A 19463-nucleotide genomic window follows, 5' to 3' on the forward strand; every position below is an offset into this window, starting at 1 on the left:
GCTTCCTGGAGGGAGACCCGGACCGGCCGCTGGTGGCGGGGGCCGTCTACAACGGCACGAATACGGTGCCGTACGCGCTGCCGGACGAGAAGACGAAGTCCACGCGCAAGAGCGCCTCCAGCCTGGGTAGCAACGGCTTCAACGAGGTGCGGATTGAGGACTCTGCGGGCGAGGAGGAGGTCTTCACCCACGCGCAGAAGGACGAGGATCTGCTCACGGAGAATGACAAGGACCAGCTGGTGCGCGCGTACGAGGACCTGCTGGTGAAGAAGGACCGCAAGCGCACGGTGGAGGGGAACCAGGAGCTGCGCGTCGAGATGGACGACGTGGGCGTGGTGGAGGGGAACCAGACGCTGCTGGTGCAGAAGAACCGGGACACCACGACGAAGGGCAGCCACGACGAGGCCGTCGAGGGCAACCAGTCGATGACGGTGAGCAAGAACATCACCAGCTTCATCTCCCAGGGGGCGATGGAGAACGTGACGCTGGCGAAGGCCACCACCATTGGCGGGGCCTACAGCGTCAACGTGGCGCTGGCCTTGAACGAGGCCACGGGCGGGGCGAGGGGTCTTGAAATCGGTGCTTTGCACAGCGAGTGGGTCGGCATGTCGCGTCAGGAGACGGTTGCTAAGGACAAGCAGGCCAAGGTGAACGGGGACTGGCAGGCGGATGTGGGCGCGGGCGTGTCCATCACCATAGGCAAGGACCTGAAGGAAGACGTTGGCAGTAAGACGCACTTGGGCGTCAAGGAGGGCGCTGCATGGCTCGCCAATAAGTTCGAGCTCAAAGCGGACGCGCTGTCGCTGGTTGTCAACGACCAACTGATTCTTCGTGTCGAGAAGTCCGGTAAGGTCCAACTCAATGCGAAGAAGCTCACGCTGGATGGCTCTGACATCAAGTTCAAGGGCGCAAAGGTCCAGAAACTCGCGGCTGGATCGGTACCGGGCAAGTCCATCAAGGTCGAGGAAGCCGCGAAACTCTCCGAGGTAGATCCCATCTATTCTTCCGGGGCCAGTCTGAGCTTGGCAGTGGAGGACTCTGGTGCGCCCCTGGCTTTCTGTCCGTACGAAATTGTCAGCAAGGACGGAGAGGTCCTCGCTCGCGGCCTTACCGACAAAGACGGCAAGACAATACCTATTCAGGTGGATGAGGACAAAGAGGTTTCATTGAGGCTTCTGTGAGCAATCGGCACTTTTCGGGACTGCAGGCTGGTTTGCGCAGCAAGTCTTTTTTCAGTGTCTTGCCCTGTTTCAACAACAGGGCTTGTTCCACATTCTGGTTGGGAGGGCCCCATGATTGAAACAATCATCAAGATTGATGGAACAGACTATGTCTTTAAAACGGATAAGAATAAGACGGTGCTTGACCTGGGGGCAACGCTCAAAGCGAAGCCAACGGATGAACCCAAGAAAATCCAGACGCCACGGGTTTGGCTCATCACCACCAAGGAGAAGAAAATTCCCTTGTTTGCGGTGCGTCCAGTCACTAACGAAACGTCCTTCCGAATCATCACGACGCAACAGCTCTATCAAGAGAAGGTTCAGTGGTTTGAGCCTCTTGCAAATGGCTACCGGAAACTGCTCTGGAGACATCCAGACGGCCAGAAGCAAGGGACGGAGCCATTCCACGCCTACAAGCATTTCTCCTGGAAGGAGATAGTTTCCTTCGCTATCGAAGACCGATGGCCGATAAGTTTTGTTCCCGGCGGAACAGGGGATTGGAAGGCTCACTCCAAGGGGGGGGATGGATATTTGCTTGTCAACATGGAGGGGACTCCCTATTGGACCGATGCTGTCGGACAGATTCCCTTCTCTGTAGATACGTACAAGTCCAAGCTTGAGTCGATAGGAGTCGTGAATGCGGCTATCTCGCAGACGGTCGTAACTGGCATGAAGTATGGAGACGGGATTCCTGTCTTTGGCAGTACAGACAATTCCGCAAGTTATGACAACTTCATGGTCTTGAGGGGGGCGCTCTGGGCCGCAGAGAACCATACGGTGCATCAGGTAATGGTGACCCACGTGAAGATGCCGTATAAAAAGAATGTGGTTCAGTACAAGTTTGTAAACACAGATAAGCTCAAGAACCCTGTCGGAGATGATTCTCTGGCAAAGTACGGCATGTGGAAGAAATAGGGGACGGCCGGAATGTCCGGGTGCTGAACGAGGATTGAAATGTCGGCCATGGCTGAGCCGTCACGCCGTACGCGCCGTCCCTGAAGGATGCCTCGTCGGCAGCCGCCTGCTCCACCTGCTCAGTGCTTCAGCGTTCTTCCTGGTTTGCTATGCGAGAGGCCGTTCCTGCGCAGTTCCGAGTGGTGCCTCTGGGAGCGGGAGTTCGGCAGTTTGGAGGCACCTAAAGTGGATCAGCGATGGCTATTTCGTGTAGCCGACGACCGACAGTCAGGCGCACCGGGACCTGCCGGAGTGCGCGTCACCTTGAGCATGGGCTTCGAACCCAAGGCGCGAGAGCTGTGAGGTGGGTGCTGGGAGTGGTGGGGGCGCTGCTCGCGCTCGCCGTCGACGTGATGGCCCTCCCGTTCATGCTGTGGTCCGGGGACAACCCGCTGTTCAAGTTCTTCTTCTACGCGCCGTGGGCCATTGGCGTGAGTGTGCTCACCCAGTTGAAGCACAACGGCGCGCCGGTGCCCTCGGGAAGCATAGGCACGCTGTCCACGGACGTGAACATGGCCCTGCTGTTCCTCAACTGGTTCCTCTACGCCGCGCTCGGCTTCTTCCTCGGGTGGATGATGGGGACGAAGCGGCGCGCCGCGCGGCAGCAGGCTGCCGGGTCGCCGTGACGGCCCGCGCTACCGTCCGCCCTTGAGTCGCGCCGCAGCCCAGCGCGCCGCGGCCTCGCAGAGCAGCTTCGAGGGCGGGTCCTCCGGCCGGGCCTGCGAGGCGGCCAGCTCCACCACCTCGGTGAAGAGGTCCAGCTCCAGCCCGTCCCGGCGGTCCACGCAGCCGGCGAAGAGCACCACCGGCGTGCCGTGCTCGCGGGCCAGCCGCGCCAGCCCGCCGGGACCCTTGCCCATGGACGTCTGCCGGTCGAAGCGGCCCTCGCCCGTGAGCACCACGTCCGCCATGAGCACGCGCCGCTCCAGGCCCAGCGCCCGCGACACCACCTCGTAGCCGGGCACGAGCCTGGCGCCCGCGAGCGACACCAGCCCGAAGCCGAAGCCTCCCGCCGCGCCCGTGCCGGGCCAGCCCGCCGACTGCGCGCCCATCACCGTCGCCGCATGTGCCAGCGCCGCTTCCAGCTCCGCCACCACCGCCGCGTCCGCGCCCTTCTGCGGGCCGAAGAGGCGCGCGGCGCCATCCGCTCCCAGCAGGGGCGAGGTGACGTCCGTGGCGCCCAGCAGCTCCACCGTGCCCAGCCGGGGGTGGCGGCTGCTCGCGTCCACCTGGACGAGCCCGGCGAGCGCCGCGCCTCCCGGGGGCAGCGGCTGGCCCCGCGCGTCCAGGAAGCGGTAGCCCAGCGCGGCCAGCGCGCCGGTGCCGGCGTCCGTCGTCGCGCTGCCACCCAGGCCGACGATGAGGCGCTCGCAGCCCGAGTCCAGCGCCGCGCGCATCAGCTCGCCCGTGCCGTACGTGGTGGCCAGGCGCGCGTCGCGCGCCTCGGGGGGAAGCAGCGACAGGCCGGAGGCGGCGGCCATCTCCACCACCGCGGTGCGCCCGTCGTCCAGCAGCGCCCAGCTGGCCTCCACGGGCGCGCCCAGCGGCCCGCGCACCACCTGCTTGCGGCGCTCGCCGCGAGTGCCTGACAGCAGCGCGTCCACCGTGCCGGGGCCGCCGTCCGCCAGCGGCGCGACGTCCAGCACCACTTCCGGTGAGGACTCGCGAATGCCCTTCGCCATGGCCTCGGCGGCCTGGGCGGAGGTCAGCGTGCCCTTGAATTCCTGGGGTGCGACGAGCCAGCGGGGGGAAATCACGGCGAGGGTACCGGGGCCTTCCTGGGGGCGTCCGACGACGGGGCGGGAGGCGAGGCGGGGTTCACGTCCAGTCCACCTTCGGGAAGGGCCAGGGCCTCGCACCGCTCTTCCCGCCCGAGCTGCACGCAGCGCTCGTCCGAGCGGCAGCGGTCTCGACAGGGCAGGGGCAGGCAGTAGCCCGTCGCCTCATCACACGCGGTGCCCACCGGACAGACGGCGTAGCAGCCTCCCGCGGCGCGCTGCGCGGCGGCGCTGCCCATGGCGAGGCTGGTGTTGATGAGCGCGTTGACGACGGCCCCATTCGCGCCCCGGCAACCGCCGAGGACGCCGGCCACCGCCACCGCCACGATGAGCCACCGACGCTTCCCTGCCGCCCTCATCGTCCTTCGTTCTCCTGCCGAGGTACGGACTCCGGTGTATCACTCCCCCCAGCATCCTGATCCGCGGTTCGACACACTCCTGATACAGGTATTCCGGGTTTGCTGTATTGCCTGGAGTTCGACCGAGGCATGGGTCATTCGCGCCCGCGTCCGACGCTCGCGATTGCGCTCCCCGCGCGTCCTGCTCACACACTGCTCGTTCATGCGCTGGCGGTGCGGGCAGGCGCACCGCCGAGGCCTCGTCACTCCTCTTCCGGCGGCGTGGAGGCGCGGGCCTCGGCGTGCCACTCGAGCAGGGGACGGGGTGCCTTCAGGGCGGGGGCCACGCGCTGGGAGATGCGCTCCAGGCGCTCCAGCAGCGAGCCCACCGTCTCCGCCGGCTGGCGCGCGGGGCCGCGGATGCGCTCGCAGAAGAAGGTGCGGCAGCCGAAGGGCCGGTCCGCGTACACCGTGCAGCGCTTGCCCGCCGCGTCCAGGTAGGGGCAGCCCCCGTCCTCGCGCGGTGGAGGCAGCGGGCGGCCCCGGGCCAGCAGCTCCCACTCCGGCTGCCACAGCCAGGGCTGGCGGCCCGTGGTGGCGAGCTGGCAGCACTCGCCGCTGGCGGGACACGAGTAGGGCGCGTACGCCGCGTCGGCCTGGCGGTAGACGGTGCGCACCTCCTTCAGCGCGCGCTCCCGCTCCCGGGTGCCTCCCGCTGGCGCGTCGTCGTCCTGCTCGTCCCAGTCCCGCGTCGGCATGTCAGCTCGGCTCTCTCGTTTCCTGTGCCAGGGGGCCGGGGCGGCTGCCTCAGAGCACGCGGAGCACGAAGCACTTGAGGTAGCGCGTCTCGCGGAGGTTCAGCAGCACCGGGTGGTCCCTGCCCGCGCCGCGCCGCTCGATGATCTGCACCCGCCGCTTCGCGTCCGCCGCCGCCGAGGCGAGCATGTCCTCGAAGGCCTGCTCGTCCACGTGGTACGTGCAGCTCGCGCTGATGAGGATGCCGCCGGGCCGCAACAGCTGCAGGGCCCGGAGGTTGATTTCCTTGTATCCGCGCAGCGCGGCGGCGATGGCGTCCTTGTTCTTCGCGAAGGACGGCGGGTCCAGGACGATGGTGTCGAAGTGCTTGCCGTCGTCCACCGCGTCGCGGAGGAAGTCGAAGGCGTTGGCCACCACCACGTCCAGGTTGGAGAGCTTGTTGGAGGCGGCGTTCTCCCGCAGCTGGGCGGCCGCGGACTCGGAGATTTCAATCGCCGTCACCGTCTTCGCGCGCGTGGCGAGCTGGAGCGCGAAGCCGCCCACGTAGGCGAAGCAGTCCAGCGCCTCGCCATGGGCGTAGTGCGCCGCCATGACGTGGTTCTCCCGCTGGTCCAGGAAGGCGCCCGTCTTCTGGCCCTCGAGCAGGTCCGCGCGCATGCGCACGAGGCCCTCGTCGAAGGACACCGGGCCGGGCAGCTCGCCGCGCAGCAGGCCCTTCTCGGGGGTGAGCCCCTCCAGGTTGCGCACGTTCACGTCCGAGCGGTTGATGATGCCCTTCGGGTGGAACTGCGCCTCCAGCAGGTCCACGAAGAGCGCCTTGCGCTGCTCCGTGGCGGGCACGAGGAACTGGATGCTGAGGTAGTCGCCGTAGCGGTCCACCACGAGGCCCGGAATCCCGTCCGCCTCGCCGTGGACGAGGCGGTACGTCTTCTCCCCTGGCAGCGCGCGGCGGCGGAGCTCGTCCGCGGCCAGGAGGCGCTGGCGGAAGAAGTCCTCGTCCACCGCCACGTCCTCGAAGGTGAGCCAGCGCAGCGAAATCTTGGACTGCTTCGAATAGAAGGCCTTGCCGAGGAACCAGCCACGGCTGTCGGTGACGCGCACCACCTCGCCACCCGCGAGGCCCGGGTCGCCGTTGAGGTCCGCGCGGTAGATCCACGGGTGGCCGGCCTGCCAGCGCTCGACACCGCGGCGGACCAGGGACACCTGGGGGAGGCCGTCGGGGGCGATGTCCGGCGTGGTGCGGTCCGGGGCGACCTTCTCCGGACGGCCGTGAGGGCGGCCGCGGCCCTGGGACGGGGAGGAGGGCCTACCACCGCCCTGGGAAGGGGAGGAGGGCCTCCCACCGCGGTGGGGATTCGGGGGCTTGGGGGAGGTGGGCATGGCGTTCGCGGCGTATACTCGCAACCCGCGTGAGATACGAGTTGCTCCTCCAGACAATGACTCCGGGCACGCCCTACGAGGCGGCGCGGGTGGATGCCCTCCTGGCCGAGCGGCGGGTGGCCGCCCGTCCGGACGGGGTGCGCGTGTGGCACCTCCTGAACGGCGACGTGGAGGTGGGCGACTTGCGCGAAGGCGGCAAGGTGGTGGCCACCGAGCTGCGCGTGCCGCTGTCGGACCGGCCGGACCTGATGCGCGAGGTGGTGGAGGCCGCGGCGACCCTGGCCGAGGCGGCCGGGGCGCGACTGGTGGACCCGCAGCTCGGCCGCTCGCTGAGCGCCAGGGATGACGGCGTGGTGGTGGAGCAGTACCTGCGCACCGTGCGCTACGCGGCCGACGTGGCCGGCATGCCCGAGGCGATGAGCGCGGGGAGCTACGGGGCGCTGTCCCAGGAGCCGAAGGCGTTCCAGCCGTCGGGGCGCTTCGTCCTCATCGCCATCGCCGCCTTCTTCTTCCTGTATCTCCTGGTGGACTCGCTGATGGGGCAGCTGAACGGCGAGTAGGCGCCCCGGGCCGGTTGTCCGGCACGGGTACCCCCCGCCGCGTTAGGTTGGAGGCGTGTTCAAGTACCTCCTGCTCGCCTTCACCGTGGTGCCCTTCATCGAGCTGTACCTGCTCCTGGCCATTGGCCGGGAGGTGGGATTCATGCCCACCCTCGCCATGGTGCTGCTGACGGGGCTGGTCGGTGCCTCGCTTGCCCGGCGAGAGGGCGCGCGGGTGATGCGGAGCTGGCGCGAGTCCATGGCCCGGGGGCAGGTGCCCGAGGACGGCATCCTCAGCGGGGCGCTGGTGCTGGTGGGCGGCGCGCTGCTCGTCGCGCCCGGCGTCTTCACGGACGTGGTGGGGCTGCTGCTGTTGATTCCCCCCACGCGCCGCTTCGTGGCCGCGCGGCTGCGGCGCTCGCTGGAGCGCAAGGTGCGGGAGGGCTCCGTGCGCGTCACCACCGTGGGCTTCGGCGGGTTCGGTGGGTTCCAGGGGACGCGCGGAGACGGGCCGTTCGGTGGCCCGTTCGCTGGAGGCACCTTCGACGCGGGGCCCGGGACGCCTTCGCGCGAGGGCCGCACGCAGGCCGAGGTGGACGCGGAGTTCACCGAGGACAAGCCGCGGCATTGAGGCGTGCTCGCGGCCGTCTTCCGGACTTCAGCGCAGCAGATAGTCGCCAGCCACGAAGCCGACGGTCATCGCCAGGACGAGCAGCGCGCCCTGCAGCTTCGGCGGCGCCGGCAAGGGGATGTCGAGCAGGCGGCAGCCAGCGCCGATGCCCAGTGCCAGGACGAGTCCTACCATGGCCATCATCATGCGCGCGTCTCCCGGGTCTCTCCGGTGGGGCCGCCACAGTCGGCGCGGCTGTGGGCAGGACGCTTCGCCAGCACCTGGTCGGCGACCACGTAGCCGCTCGTCATCGCGACCACGAGGAGCGCACCCACGAGCAGCGGCGGCGCGGGCGCGGGAATGCCCAGCCAGCGGCAGCCAAAGCCGATGCCCAGACCGAGCAACAGGCCAATCAACAGTTTCAGGTTCAAGAAGGCTCCTCCAGGGTGACGATGCGAGGTGTTGAGGGCTCGGCAGTGACGAAGTGGCGGACGGACGGCGGCTGCGCGTCACGGTGCAGGGCCCGCAGCGCTTCCTGAAGCCGCTTCTCCTCGTTCGTGACGCGCTCGTGCTGGCGGAGATGCTCCAGCCAGGAGTCGACGAGGAAGTACTCGAGGAAGCGTCCCGGGGTGGCCGCGTCCTCCATCACTCCCCACTGCACCGCGCCGTCGCGACGGCGGGTGCTTCCGAGCAGGTGCACGTGGTGGAGGAAGTCGCCGCGAGCCGCCGGGTCGATGAGGTACTCCACCGTCACCAGCACGGGGCCCCCGTCCGGGGCGACGTCGCCGGCCACGTCGGGGCGCTGCCAGTGTCCGGACGGAGTGGTGTCCCGCCCCATGGCCGCGCTCAGCCGGAAGCGCAGCGAGAAGAGTCCCGCGAGCACCGCTGACGCCGCCGCCACCGTCAGCGCGAAGCTCGTGCCCGCCTGCTGCGCGAGCGCGCCCCAGAGCAGGCTGCCGCCCGCCATGCCCGCCGAGAAGACGACGATGTAGAGCGACAGCGCGCGGGCCCGCACCCACGCGGGCACCGAGACCTGGGCCGCTGTCTGCAGGGAGGACAGCACGACAATCCACGACACCCCGTTGGCCAGCATCGCCGGACACAGGATGCGCAGGTCGCGGACCGTCGCCACCGTCAGCATCGTCAGGGCGTAGAGGAGCGTCGCGCCCAGCACCAGCTTGTCGACGTCCAGCCGCTTGCGCAGCCCCGGCAGGGCGATGGCGCCCGCGACGGCCCCCGAGCCGATGAAGGCCAGCAGGAGGCCATAGGCCCCCGCCCCCGCGGAGAGCTGCTGACGGACGACGATGGCCAGCAGCGCGGGCAGGGCGCTGGCGAAGATGAAGAAGCAGGCCGCCTTGAGCAGCACCGAGCGGAAGTCGCTGGCGGCCGCCGCATAGCGCAGCCCGGCGCGGAGCGCGCCGCCGAAGGACTCGGAGGGAAGGGTGGCGACGGCCTTCTGCTGGCGCCAGCGCCACAGGACGACCACCAGGCCGAGGAACGACAGCGCATTCACGGAGAACGCCCAGGGCGCGCCGAAGTTCGCGACGATGAGTCCGCCCAGCGCGGGGCCGATGGAGCGCGCGATGTTCATGCCGATGGAGTGCAGCGCCACCGCCGGGGCCAGCATCGGGCGGGGGACGAGGTCCGCGGTGATGGCCGCCTGCGCCGGCATTCCCATCGCCGCGCCCGCGCCGAGCGCGAAGGTGAGCACCAGCAGCGAGCCCGCCTCGAGCCGGCCGGTGTGGGCCAGGACGGTGAGCACCGTGGCCACGGCGAGCATCCAGAGCTGCACGCCAATCAAGTAGCGCCGACGGTCGACGATGTCCGCCAGCGTGCCCGCCACGAGGGCGAAGGCCACGACGGGGAGCGTCGTCGCGGCCTGCGCCGCGGCGACCATCAGCGGTGAGCCGGTCTGCTCCGACATGTACCAGGCGGCGGCGACGTCCTGGACCCACGTGCCGATGTTGCTGGCGAGGACGGCCAGCCAGAGCGCTCGGAAGGTGGGATGACCCAGCGGTGCCCAGGCGCTCGTCGCCGGAGCAGGGGGGGCGAGCGTGCCCACGGAGCCGTCAGAAGGCATGGCACGCACATCCCAGCTCGCCCCAGAAGCTGAACAGGCCGCCGCCGTCGGGCCTGGCGCGCGGCGCCGCGTGGCCATGGCCGGGCACGCGACAGGACGCCTTGTGGGTGTGTCCCGGCGTGCTGGCGAGCTCGCGACTGGCCTGGGCAAGGGTGCCGCCCTGGTAGCCTCCGAAGTGGCTCACCGGAGACCAGTCCGGCATGGGCCCGGGCAACACGGGGGCGAGCGGGCCGAAGTCTCCGGTGCCGTGCACCACCCGTCCGCCCACCACCGTCAGCACGCTGGTGATGTCCTTGATGGCTTCCTCGGGCACGCTGAAGAAGTCCGAGGACAGCAGCGCGAAGTCTGCGTGGTGGCCCGGCTTCAGCAGGCCCTTGCGGTCCTGCTCATGCGAGAACCAGGCGCTGCCGTGCGTCCACAGCCGCAGCGCCTCTTCACGCTCCAGGCGGTTGTCGTCGCCGTACATCGGCAGTCCGCCCACCGTCCGGCCGCTGACGAGCCAGTACAGCGACACCCAGGGGTTGTAGCTGGCCACCCGCGTCGCGTCGGTGCCGGCACCCACGGGCACGCCCGCGTCCAGCATCCGGCGCACCGGCGGCGTGTGCGCGAGCGCCTTCGCGCCGTAGCGCTCCGCGAAGTATTCACCCTGGTACGCCATGCGGTGCTGGATGGCGATGCCGCCCTGCAGGGCGCGAATGCGGTCGATGTTGCGCGCGGAGATGGTCTCCGCGTGGTCGATGAGCCAGTGCAGCCCGTCGAAGGGCACCTCGCGGTTCACCTTCTCGTAGACGTCCAGCACGCGGCTGATGCTCTCGTCGTAGGTGGCGTGGATGCGGAAAGGCCAGCGGTTGCTCGCGAGCAGGCGCACCACGTCCTCCAGCTCACCCTCCATCCCCTTGGGCAGCTCAGGGCGGGGCTCGCGGAAGTCCTCGAAGTCCGCCGCGGAGAAGACCAGCATCTCGCCCGCGCCGTTGTGGCGGAGCATGTCGTCACCCTGGCGCGGCGTCAGCAGCCGGGACCAGCGCTCGAAGTCCGCGAGCTCTCCGCCCTTCTTCTGGGTGAAGAGGTTGTAGGCGATGCGCACCGTCAGCTCCCCGGCGGCATGCAGCTTCTGGATGATGTCGTAGTCCTCCGGGTAGTTCTGGAAGCCACCCCCCGCGTCGATGACCGAGGTGACGCCCAGCCGGTTCAGCTCGCGCATGAAGTGGCGGGTGGAGTTGAGCTGGTACTCCGGCGGCAGCTTGGGCCCCATCGCCAGCGTCGCGTACAGGATGAGCGCGTTCGGCCGGGCCAGCAGCAGGCCGGTGGGGTTGCCCGCCTTGTCCCGCTCCAGCTGCCCACCCGGCGGGTCCGGAGTGTCCTTGCCATAGCCGACGGCGCGCAGCGCGGCGCGGTTCAGGAGCGCACGGTCATACAGGTGCAGGATGAAGACGGGCGTCTCCGGCGCGGCCTCGTTGAGCTCCTGGAGCGTGGGCAGGCGCTTCTCGGCGAACTGGTGCTCGGTGAAGCCTCCCACCACGCGGACCCACTGCGGCGCCGGCGTCCTCGCCACCTGCGCCTTCAGCAGCGCCATGGCGTCCGCCAGCGTGCGCACCCCGTCCCAGCGCAGCTCCAGGTTGTAGTTCAGGCCCCCGCGAATCAGGTGGATGTGGCTGTCGTTGAGGCCGGGGACGAGCCGCCGGCCACCGGCATCGATGATGCGCGTGCCCGGCGTGGCGTGCTGCATCACCGAGGCCTCGTCACCCACCGCGACCAGGGCGCCGTTCGCGACGGCCAGGGCCCGGGCCTCCGGGTGGTCCCGGTCCAGCGTGGTGATGTGGGCATTGCGTACAATCAGGTCGGCCATCGGTGCTCTCCGTTCATCGGTGCTGCCTTGCTTCGCGACAGGGGCCTCGGGCCCGGTGACGCGGACCCGAGGCCATGGCTTCCCAGCGGGACGTCAGTGACCGCCTTCGGAGCCGCCGAACATCGTCTTGGCGTACTGGATGCCAAGGCCGTAGCCGCCAGCGTGGGTGGCGGCGATGCCGGTCGTCAGGGCGTACGTGGCGCTCCGGGCCCAGTCGCGCTGCAGCTCGAGCAGGTACTGCACGCTGGTCATCGGCACCGCGCCGGCCTGGACCATGCGCTGCACCGCGCGCTCGTGCGCCTCGTCGGACACGTCGCCGCAGGCGTCGGTGATGACGTACACCTTGAAGCCCTGGTCGAGGGCCGACAGCGCGGGACCGACGATGCAAACGCCCGTCCAGAGCCCGGCGAGGACAATCTTGTCCTTCCCGAAGGCGTTGACCTCCTCGATGACCAGCGAGTCCTCCCAGGCATTCATCGTCGTGCGGTCGCGGACCTTCGCGTTGGGGAACACCGCGGTGAGCTCAGGGAACAGCGGCCCCGAGAAGCTCTTCTCGGCGACCGTGGTCAGCAGGGTGGAAACGCCGAAGCCGGCGGCGCCCTTGGCGACCAGCGCGGTGTTGTTGCGCAGCAGCGCGAGGTCGATGGACTTCGTGGCGAACGCCATCTGCGACTGGTGGTCGATGAGGATGAGCGCGTGGTCGCCGGGCGACAGGAGTCCCTTTCCCGGGGTCGGGCTTGCCTTGGGCATCGTGGTCTCTCTTTCGTGAGGAGGGTGTGGTGGACGCCTCCAGCAGAGGGGAGGGCCGTGTTCGCGGCCCAGGCGTTCCGTCCACCGCAAGCACAGTACGGCCGTGGGGCCTGGCGAAAAAACCCTCGGAAGCGCGAGGAATCCCTCCCCCAAATGGGGGAGGACCTGGCCGGGGAACAGGGAGAAGAGCTGTTGCGCCCGAACAGGCCAGCGACTGGTGCAGGGGAAGAGCACCCGGTTGGGGAGCCCTTCTCACCTGTTCGGGGGATGCCGGCGGGGCCGCGTCTCCAGCAGGCTTCCTGGACGCTGGAGGAGGTCGCTGAGCGATGCGTTCCACGGACTCACCCATTCGCATCCTGGTGGCCGACGACCATCCGATGGTGCGCGAGGGGCTCGCGGCCATGATTGGCTGCCACGCGGACCTGGCAGTGGTCGCCGAGGCGGAGAACGGCATCCAGGCCGTCCAGGCCTTCCGTGAGCTGCGGCCCGACGTCACGCTGATGGACGTGCGGATGCCGACGATGGGAGGCATCGACGCGATTGCCGCCATCCGCGCGGAGTTCCCCACCGCGCGAATCATCGTCCTGACGACCTACCGGGGCGACGCGCAGGCGCTGCGCGCCATCAAGGCCGGCGCGTCCGGCTATCTGCTCAAGAGCATGCTGCGCAAGGAACTGGTGGAGACGATTCGCGGCGTGCACGCGGGGCGCCGCCGCATCGCCGCGGACGTCGCCAGCGAGCTGGCCGAGCACGTGGCGGACGGGGAGCTGACGGCTCGGGAGTGCGCCGTGCTGAGTCTCGTCGCCGCCGGTAACGCCAACAAGGAGGTCGCCGTCCGGATGGGCATCTCCGAGGAGACGGTGAAGACGCACATGAAGAACGTCCTGACCAAGCTCGGCGCCAGGGACAGGACGCACGCGGTGGTGGTCGCGCTGAAGCGGGGCATCATCGACATCTGAGGCGGGGGGGCCGCGCGCTCAGACGCGGGTGCCGACGCGCGCGCTGCCCACGCTGGCGGCCAGCGTGGTGGAGCCCGCGCGCCAGGGACGCGCCTGCGCGCTGAGCCACTGACCCACCTTGGCCACCAGCGAGCAGGTCACCAGCAGGGCCACGCCCACGCCCACCGCGGCGGGGACGCTCAGCGTGGGACCGACGCGGCTCGCCAGGCCCGCGATGTCAGCCCAGCCATAGACGACCGGCAGGTGCAGCACGTAGACCCACAACGACAGACGGCCGAAGGGCGCCAGCAGCCCGCTCAGTCGCCTCGGCGCCAGGCTCACCGCGCCCAGCACCATGAGCCCCTGGCCCACGCGGTACGCCACCATCCATGGGCTGGTGGGGCTCCAGTCGGACGGCACGGTCCGCGTCAGCGCGAGCAGCCCGGCCCCCAGCGCCAGCAGCGCCAGGCCCTGAGGCCAGCCCGGACGCAGCAGGTGCAGCGCATGCGCGGCCAGCGCGCCCGCGAAGAAGAAGCCCGCCCACGGGAAGAAGGGGAAGCGGCTGCCCTCGGCGCTTCCGATGAATTGCTGGAGGGGGCCCGGCAGCCCGCTGCCCAGGCGCCACAGGGCCGCGCTCGCCAGGGGGATGCCCACCGCCAGCGCCACCAGCACGCCCGCTCGGCCCCAGCGGACCGGCGCCAGCGCCAGCAGCGTGGAGCCCAGCAGCAGCGCGAAGCCGATGCACTGGAGCGCGTCGAAGGCGAAGACGTGCGTCAGCATCCGCTCCGTCCACCCCAGGTCTCGCACCGCGCCCCAGCCCGGCCAGTGCAGCAGGTAGCCCAGGAAGATCAGCAGCAGCGCCCGGCGCACCCGGCGGCCATACGTGTCCCGGGCCGCCGTGGGCTTCGTCCCCAGCGCCGCCACCACCGCCCAGCCGCTCACCAGCAGGAACAGCGGCGCGGTGACTCCCCGGAAGGCCCAGTAGTGCTGCACCCAGGGTAGCGCGCGCGCCGCGGGCGTCAGCAGCGCGTCCAGCGTGTGCCCCATCACCATGGCAAGAACGGCCAGCCCGCGCGCCCCATCGAGTCCGGGGTGGCGGGTGGGTTGCTTCTCGAAGGTGAACGAGGGGCCGAGTCGTTTCACGCGACCCGGAGCATAGGACGATGTGCGGGCGGCGTCTCGAAAACGCACAAAACGAGGGGGAGTGGCTTCACTCCGAGGCGGGCCTCCCAGACGGGTCGTGGGGTGCTACATGTCTGGGTATGCGTCTGCTCCCTCGCCGCGTCCTGGTGCTCCTGCTCATCCTGTCTGGCTTTCCCTCCCTGGGCGCGTCCGGGGATGAGTGGCTGGGGGAGGACAAGGCGAAGCACTTCGCCGCCTGCACCGTCCTGGCGGCGGGCGGCTATGGCGCGGGCGCGCTCGTCTTCGAGGCGCCCGCGGCGCGGTGGCTCACGGGCGCGGGGCTCGCCATGGGCGCCGGGCTGGGCAAGGAGCTGTATGACTCGCGGAGCGGCGGGACGGGCTTCTCCACGAAGGACCTGGTGTGGGACGCGGCGGGGACGGCGACCGGGCTGGGCCTGGCGTTCCTGGTGGACCACTTCATCTTCGGGCGTGAGGCGCCCGCCTCTCCGGCCGTGGAGCTACGGGCCGTGGCCCCGGTCGTCCTCGGCGGGCGGAGCAGCGGTGCCTCGCGCCTTGCGCTCGACGAGCTGCACCAGCTTCTCCCGCTGGAGGCGCGGGTCCACCGTCACCATGGCGCCGCCCCGGCCGTCGCCGCTGGTGACGAGCACGGTGACCTGGCCTCGCGGGCACTGGTTCATGCAGCCGGTGGGCAGGACGCGGACCTGCTCGGACAGGCCCCGCTCGGCGAACGCACCCTGGAGCCAGCGGGGCAGGTCCATCCCTCCGCCTCGCGCGCCTCCGCGCATGAGGCACTTGCGGCAGACGAGCACCTCCACCTCCTCCGCCTGTCCACTGCTGCCTTCGTCCCGCATCCATCCTCCTCCGTCTGGGAGTCGCTCGTGCCGCCCCTCCCGAGTGATGCCCCGCTGCGCACCCGCTGAGGGCGGCTGCAGCACCGTCGGGCCGGGCAAGGCGCCTGGCAGTGGGAGGTAGCCGCGCGCCCGCGCGCTCGCAGGCCCTGCCCACACGTTCGTGTGCCGGGCGGGCAGGGGAGCGCCCAGAGGGACGGGTGTGCTGATGGGTGCGGAAAGTCGGCATGAGGGTGCGTCCACATGACGCGGAACGCCTCCTGCATCACTGCTGTTACCGTGCAGGCCCGTCCCTGCTCTGGACTCCGCGGAGGGCCCTCCCCATGCTCCGAACCCGGTTGCTCTCGCTCCTCTCCCTCACCGCCCTGGGCGCCACCGCGCTGCCCGCGTGTGAGCGTTCGCCGAAGCCCGTGGAGCCCGCTCCCGTGTCCGCGCCGGCTCCCGTCGCCGTCGCCCCCGCCGAGGTGAAGCCGACCGCGCGGAAGCCGCTGACGCCCGAGCAGCTCGGCCACTTCTTCCTGCCGCTCCCCCCGGCGAAGGACGCGAAGCCCGCGCCGAAGGACACCGAGGCCCAGGTCGCGCTGGGGCGCATGCTCTACTTCGAGCCGCGCCTGTCGAAGAACCACGACGTGTCCTGCAACACCTGCCACGGCCTGGACACGTTCGGTGTGGACAACAAGGCGCTGTCCGACGGGCACAAGGGGCAGAAGGGCAGCCGCAACTCGCCCACCGTGTACAACGCCGCCGGCCACATCGCGCAGTTCTGGGACGGGCGCGCGGACACGCTGGAGGCGCAGGCCGAGGGCCCCATCCTCAACCCCGTGGAGATGGCCATGCCCGACGAGAAGCGCGTCGTGGCCACGCTGGCCTCCATCCCCGAGTACACCACCCGCTTCCGCGAGGCCTTCCCCGGCGAGAAGAAGCCGGTGTCGCTGGCCAACGCCGCGCGCGCCATCGCCGCCTTCGAGCGCAAGCTCACCACCCCCTCGCGCTTCAGCCAGTACGTGTCCGGCCAGCACGACGCGCTCTCCGCGCAGGAGCAGCGCGGCCTCCAGCTCTTCGCCAGCACCGGCTGCACCACGTGCCACAACGGCCCGGCCGTGGGCGGCACGTCCTTCCAGAAGCTGGGCCTCGTGGAGGACTTCCCGGGCCTCAAGGACAACGGCCGCTTCGACGCCACGAAGAACGAGGACGACCGGGGCAAGTTCCGCGTGCCCACCCTCCTCAACGTCGACAAGACGGGCCCGTACCTCCACGACGGCAGCGTGACGGAGTTGCCCACCATGGTGCGGCTGATGGCGAAGCACCAGTTGGCGCGGACGCTGACGGACCCCGAGGTGGACGACCTGGTCGCCTTCCTCAAGAGCCTCACCGGCGAGCTGCCCGCCCCGGAGCTCATCACCGCGCCGCCGCTGCCGCCCAGCACGAAGAAGACGCCCAAGCCGGACCCGTCCTGAGCCGTTCCATGAAACGCGCGTGAAACGTGCGTGGCGCCCCGCGCGTTGCTAAGCAGCGAGGCCATGGACCGAATGTTCTTCTACGCCCACTCCGGGCTGCGCTACCTGGTGCTGCTCGCCGGGGTGCTGGCCCTCGCCTATTTCGCCTTCGGGCTCGTCACGAAGCGGCCCTTCGACAAGGGCGGGCGCATCCTCGGCGCCTCCTTCGCGGGGCTGCTGCACCTGCAGGTGCTGCTGGGCATCCTCGTGCTGGTGACGCGCTTCTACTACCCCGCGCTCATCGGCCACATCGTGATGATGGTGCTCGCGGCCGTCACCGCGCAGGTGTCGATGTCCGTCAACCGCCGCCGCCCCCAGCCGAACTTCGTGCTGCCCCTGGTGGGCGTGGGCCTGGCCATCGTCTTCATCATCGGCGGCATCATGGCCATCGGCCGAGGCGTCTTCACCACCACCGCGCTGTAGCCCGGCTTCGCGCGAGCGCACTCCCACCCGGGAAAATGCTGCGCTCGCGCGGGCCTCACGGCGCAAAAGCTGCGCTGGCCTCACCGTGCTGTCGGGGTGTCCGCTCGCATGTTGGCAAGCGAGCATCCTGGCCCCCTCATTGCAGTCGCGCTCCTCGTGCCGGGCAATGAGCCCGGCCTCCCTTCGAGGAGGGGCACGCAGCAATGCGGACTCAAGCCCTGGGTGGTCGCTGCTCGCGCGGGCTCGCTCCCGTCATTCAGCTCCTGGCCGTGCTGGTGGCGCCGGCCGCGCTGGCTCAAGGCGCCTCGCACGGCGCGAAGCTCTTCACCCAGCGCTGCGCGTCCTGCCACTCCGTGGGCGAGGGCGACCGCGTGGGCCCGGACCTGCACGGCGTGCTGGAGCGCCGTGACGAGGCCTGGGTCACCCGCTTCCTCCAGAGCCCGGGCGCGGTCATCGACGCGGGAGACCCCGTCGCCGCCGCGCTGCTGAAGCAGTTCAACGGCGTCCGGATGCCAGACCAGGCGCTCTCCGAGGAGGAGCGCGCCGGCCTCTACGCCTTCTTCCGCGAATGCACCGCGAAGGGGAAGGGGAGCTGCAAGCCCTCTCCGACGGCGAAGCCGGGGACGGACGCCACGCCGGAGGAGATTGCCCGGGGACGCCAGCTCTTCGAGGGCACCGAGGCCCTCGCCCAGGGTGGCCCCGCGTGCTTCGGCTGCCACGACGTGCGCGGGCTGGGCGTGGCCGGTGGCGGCACGCTGGGCCCCAACCTCACCTTCTCCTTCGCGCGCCTGGGCGACCGCCACATGACGCCCTTCCTGGCGAAGCTGGACACGCCGCTGATGCGCGAGCTGTACGCGAAGGCGCCCCTCACGGAGGAGGAGCAGTACGCCGTGAAGGCCTACCTCGCGGACGTGTCCCGCGACGGCAGCAGGCCGCGCCAGGACAGGGACTTCTTCTTCCTCGGCGTCGTCGGGCTGCTCACGGCGCTGGGCTTCATCGGACTCGTCTGGGGACCGCGCGGGAAGGACCCGCACGACTCCTGACGACGCCGCGCGTGCGAGGACTTCCGTGAGCGACTCCTTCTTCTTCTCCTTCGTTCCCTATGCGGCGGCCGTCGTGGCCTTCGCGGGCACCGTGCGCCGCGTGACGACGGCGCGCGAGCCGGCCCGGGCCCACCGCGAGCCCTGGACGCCCGCGGGCCGCGCCGTGCTGGCGGGCGGCGCCACCGTGGCCCTCAACCACCTGCTGGGGCTGGCCGCGCCCCGGGTGATGCAGGCCTTCAACGCGTCCCCGGCGCGCCTCTTCACCCTGGAGGCGGTGAGCCTCATCGGCGGCATGCTGCTGGGCTGGGGCCTGCTGAGCCTCACCCTGCGCCGCGCGCGGGAAGGGCAGTGGGTGCTGGCTGGCTTCCTCGGCCTGCTGCTGGCGCAGGTGCTCACCGGCCTGCACATCGCCGTGGCGCTGCGCTGGGGCTCGGCCTGGTACCTCCACCTCACGGTGCCGTACCTGCGCTCGGTGCTGGCCTTCCAGCCGGACGCGACGCTGATGGCCCGGGCGCCCCTCGTCATCCAGGCGCACACGCTGTCCGCCTTCGCGCTGCTGACGGTGGCGCCCTTCGTCCGCGCTCGCAAGGGCGCCGCCCTGGCTCTGGTGCCACCGGCCTCCGAGTCGACGCTCCTCTCCACGCCCCGGGAGGAGACCGCCCGCTGACGCGCGGCCTGACTGCCATGAACGACGCTTCGATTCAGTTGCCCCGCCGCACCTTCGCAGCAGGGACGCTGCTGGCCCTCGCCCTGGCCGGGTGCAGCGGCCCGGTGAACACCCAGCAGGGCTACATGCCCGAGCAGCCCGTGGCCTTCTCCCACGCGGTCCACGCCGGCCAGTACGAGCTGGACTGCCAGTACTGCCACGTGGGCGCGGAGAAGAGCCGCCATGCCGGCGTGCCCTCCTCCAGCGTGTGCCTGAACTGCCACACGCAGGTGAAGAAGGACTCGCCCGAAGTGCAGAAGGTCGTCGAGGCCGTCGCGGCGAATCGGCCGATTGAGTGGGTGCGCATCCACCGTCTGCCGGACCACGCGTACTTCAACCACGCCAGCCACGTCACCGCGGGGCTGAAGTGCCAGACGTGCCACGGCCCGGTGCAGGAGATGGTGCGCGTGGAGCAGACGCAGCCGATGACGATGGGCTGGTGCCTGGACTGCCACCGCAAGACGGCGGCGGAGCAGGTGTCCTCGCCGCCGCCTTCCGCTCCCCGCTCCGGCGAGCTGCTCGCCATGTCAACCCGGGCGCCCCCGCCCGAGCCGCTGAAGGCTCCCCGAATCCTGCAGCCCCCCACGGACTGCTCCAGCTGTCACCGCTGAGGAC

At 70.1% G+C, this 19463-nt stretch carries 22 protein-coding genes; 12 read left to right on the top strand and 10 right to left on the bottom strand.

From position 1 onward, the window contains the following. The 3 genes from G4D85_RS46495 to G4D85_RS46505 form a co-directional block, all read left to right on the top strand. A partial coding sequence (locus G4D85_RS46495) for a bacteriophage T4 gp5 trimerisation domain-containing protein (protein ID WP_420821758.1) occupies window positions 1–1181 on the top strand: 1181 nt, incomplete at its 5' end. Between the two features lie 111 nt (window positions 1182–1292). Continuing rightward, entirely contained in the window at window positions 1293–2135 is an 843-nt protein-coding gene (locus G4D85_RS46500) for a hypothetical protein (protein WP_164021218.1), read from the top strand. Window positions 2136–2473: 338 nt separating this feature from the next. Beyond that, window positions 2474–2800 (top strand): hypothetical protein, encoded by a 327-nt coding sequence (locus G4D85_RS46505; protein WP_164021219.1) that lies wholly within the window; start codon window positions 2474–2476, stop codon window positions 2798–2800. A gap of 9 nt (window positions 2801–2809) precedes the next feature. Here the strand turns inward: G4D85_RS46505 and G4D85_RS46510 are convergent, their stop codons facing one another. The 4 genes from G4D85_RS46510 to G4D85_RS46525 all read right to left on the bottom strand — a co-directional run bounded on the left by G4D85_RS46510 (window position 2810) and on the right by G4D85_RS46525 (window position 6426). Then, the gene (locus G4D85_RS46510; protein ID WP_164021221.1) at window positions 2810–3931 is read right to left on the bottom strand and encodes a glycerate kinase; all 1122 of its coding nucleotides are present in this window, start codon (window positions 3929–3931) and stop codon (window positions 2810–2812) included. Further along, window positions 3928–4311, bottom strand: coding sequence for a hypothetical protein (locus G4D85_RS46515; protein WP_164021223.1), 384 nt, complete (start codon window positions 4309–4311; stop codon window positions 3928–3930). Before G4D85_RS46515 ends, G4D85_RS46510 begins: the two co-directional genes overlap by 4 nt. A gap of 242 nt (window positions 4312–4553) precedes the next feature. Next, on the bottom strand, window positions 4554–5048 hold the full coding sequence (locus G4D85_RS46520; protein ID WP_164021224.1) for a YkgJ family cysteine cluster protein: 495 nt from the start codon (window positions 5046–5048) through the stop codon (window positions 4554–4556). A 49-nt stretch (window positions 5049–5097) separates the two neighbouring features. After that, entirely contained in the window at window positions 5098–6426 is a 1329-nt protein-coding gene (locus G4D85_RS46525) for a class I SAM-dependent rRNA methyltransferase (RefSeq protein ID WP_164021227.1), read from the bottom strand. Window positions 6427–6467: 41 nt separating this feature from the next. On the opposite strand from G4D85_RS46525, the gene G4D85_RS46530 reads away from it, so the two are divergent. Both G4D85_RS46530 and G4D85_RS46535 read left to right on the top strand, forming a co-directional pair. Further along, a complete protein-coding gene (locus tag G4D85_RS46530; RefSeq protein WP_240359924.1) occupies window positions 6468–6986 on the top strand; it encodes a hypothetical protein in 519 nt (172 codons plus the stop codon). 55 nt (window positions 6987–7041) lie between these two features. Then, the gene (locus G4D85_RS46535) at window positions 7042–7596 is read left to right on the top strand and encodes an FxsA family protein (RefSeq protein ID WP_164021231.1); all 555 of its coding nucleotides are present in this window, start codon (window positions 7042–7044) and stop codon (window positions 7594–7596) included. 27 nt (window positions 7597–7623) lie between these two features. Here the strand turns inward: G4D85_RS46535 and G4D85_RS46540 are convergent, their stop codons facing one another. From G4D85_RS46540 to G4D85_RS46560, 5 genes are all read right to left on the bottom strand, one after another. Continuing rightward, on the bottom strand, window positions 7624–7782 hold the full coding sequence (locus G4D85_RS46540; RefSeq protein WP_164021233.1) for a DUF1427 family protein: 159 nt from the start codon (window positions 7780–7782) through the stop codon (window positions 7624–7626). Next, window positions 7779–8006 (bottom strand): DUF1427 family protein, encoded by a 228-nt coding sequence (locus G4D85_RS46545; RefSeq protein ID WP_164021235.1) that lies wholly within the window; start codon window positions 8004–8006, stop codon window positions 7779–7781. The genes G4D85_RS46540 and G4D85_RS46545 overlap by 4 nt, the downstream gene beginning before the upstream one ends. Then, a complete protein-coding gene (locus tag G4D85_RS46550; RefSeq protein WP_164021237.1) occupies window positions 8003–9655 on the bottom strand; it encodes an MFS transporter in 1653 nt (550 codons plus the stop codon). Before G4D85_RS46550 ends, G4D85_RS46545 begins: the two co-directional genes overlap by 4 nt. Beyond that, window positions 9645–11501, bottom strand: coding sequence for an amidohydrolase (locus G4D85_RS46555; RefSeq protein ID WP_164021239.1), 1857 nt, complete (start codon window positions 11499–11501; stop codon window positions 9645–9647). Before G4D85_RS46555 ends, G4D85_RS46550 begins: the two co-directional genes overlap by 11 nt. Window positions 11502–11594: 93 nt before the next feature. Next, window positions 11595–12251 carry a hydrolase gene (locus G4D85_RS46560; protein WP_164021241.1) on the bottom strand — a complete coding sequence of 219 codons (657 nt, stop codon included), beginning with the start codon at window positions 12249–12251 and terminating at the stop codon, window positions 11595–11597. Window positions 12252–12577: 326 nt separating this feature from the next. On the opposite strand from G4D85_RS46560, the gene G4D85_RS46565 reads away from it, so the two are divergent. After that, the gene (locus tag G4D85_RS46565) at window positions 12578–13210 is read left to right on the top strand and encodes a response regulator (protein WP_164021243.1); all 633 of its coding nucleotides are present in this window, start codon (window positions 12578–12580) and stop codon (window positions 13208–13210) included. Window positions 13211–13228: 18 nt separating this feature from the next. Here G4D85_RS46565 and G4D85_RS46570 read toward each other — a convergent pair whose 3' ends face one another. After that, window positions 13229–14332 carry an acyltransferase family protein gene (locus tag G4D85_RS46570; RefSeq protein WP_338052953.1) on the bottom strand — a complete coding sequence of 368 codons (1104 nt, stop codon included), beginning with the start codon at window positions 14330–14332 and terminating at the stop codon, window positions 13229–13231. Between the two features lie 119 nt (window positions 14333–14451). Here G4D85_RS46570 and G4D85_RS46575 point away from each other — a divergent pair, with 119 nt between their 5' ends. The 6 genes from G4D85_RS46575 (at window position 14452) to G4D85_RS46600 (ending at window position 19459) form a co-directional block, all read left to right on the top strand. Next, on the top strand, window positions 14452–15252 hold the full coding sequence (locus tag G4D85_RS46575; RefSeq protein ID WP_164021247.1) for a YfiM family protein: 801 nt from the start codon (window positions 14452–14454) through the stop codon (window positions 15250–15252). Between the two features lie 251 nt (window positions 15253–15503). Next, window positions 15504–16637: a cytochrome-c peroxidase gene (locus tag G4D85_RS46580; RefSeq protein ID WP_164021249.1), complete on the top strand. Its 1134-nt coding sequence runs from the start codon at window positions 15504–15506 to the stop codon at window positions 16635–16637. 63 nt (window positions 16638–16700) lie between these two features. Further along, window positions 16701–17099 (top strand): hypothetical protein, encoded by a 399-nt coding sequence (locus G4D85_RS46585; RefSeq protein WP_164021251.1) that lies wholly within the window; start codon window positions 16701–16703, stop codon window positions 17097–17099. 203 nt (window positions 17100–17302) lie between these two features. Further along, a complete protein-coding gene (locus G4D85_RS46590) occupies window positions 17303–18142 on the top strand; it encodes a c-type cytochrome (protein WP_164021253.1) in 840 nt (279 codons plus the stop codon). Window positions 18143–18167: 25 nt separating this feature from the next. Next, entirely contained in the window at window positions 18168–18809 is a 642-nt protein-coding gene (locus G4D85_RS46595) for a respiratory nitrate reductase subunit gamma (protein WP_164021255.1), read from the top strand. A 17-nt stretch (window positions 18810–18826) separates the two neighbouring features. Then, the gene (locus tag G4D85_RS46600; protein ID WP_164021258.1) at window positions 18827–19459 is read left to right on the top strand and encodes a cytochrome c3 family protein; all 633 of its coding nucleotides are present in this window, start codon (window positions 18827–18829) and stop codon (window positions 19457–19459) included. The last annotated feature ends 4 nt before the right edge of the window (window positions 19460–19463 follow it).

The organism is Pyxidicoccus trucidator (assembly GCF_010894435.1).
GTDB lineage: Bacteria > Myxococcota > Myxococcia > Myxococcales > Myxococcaceae > Myxococcus > Myxococcus trucidator.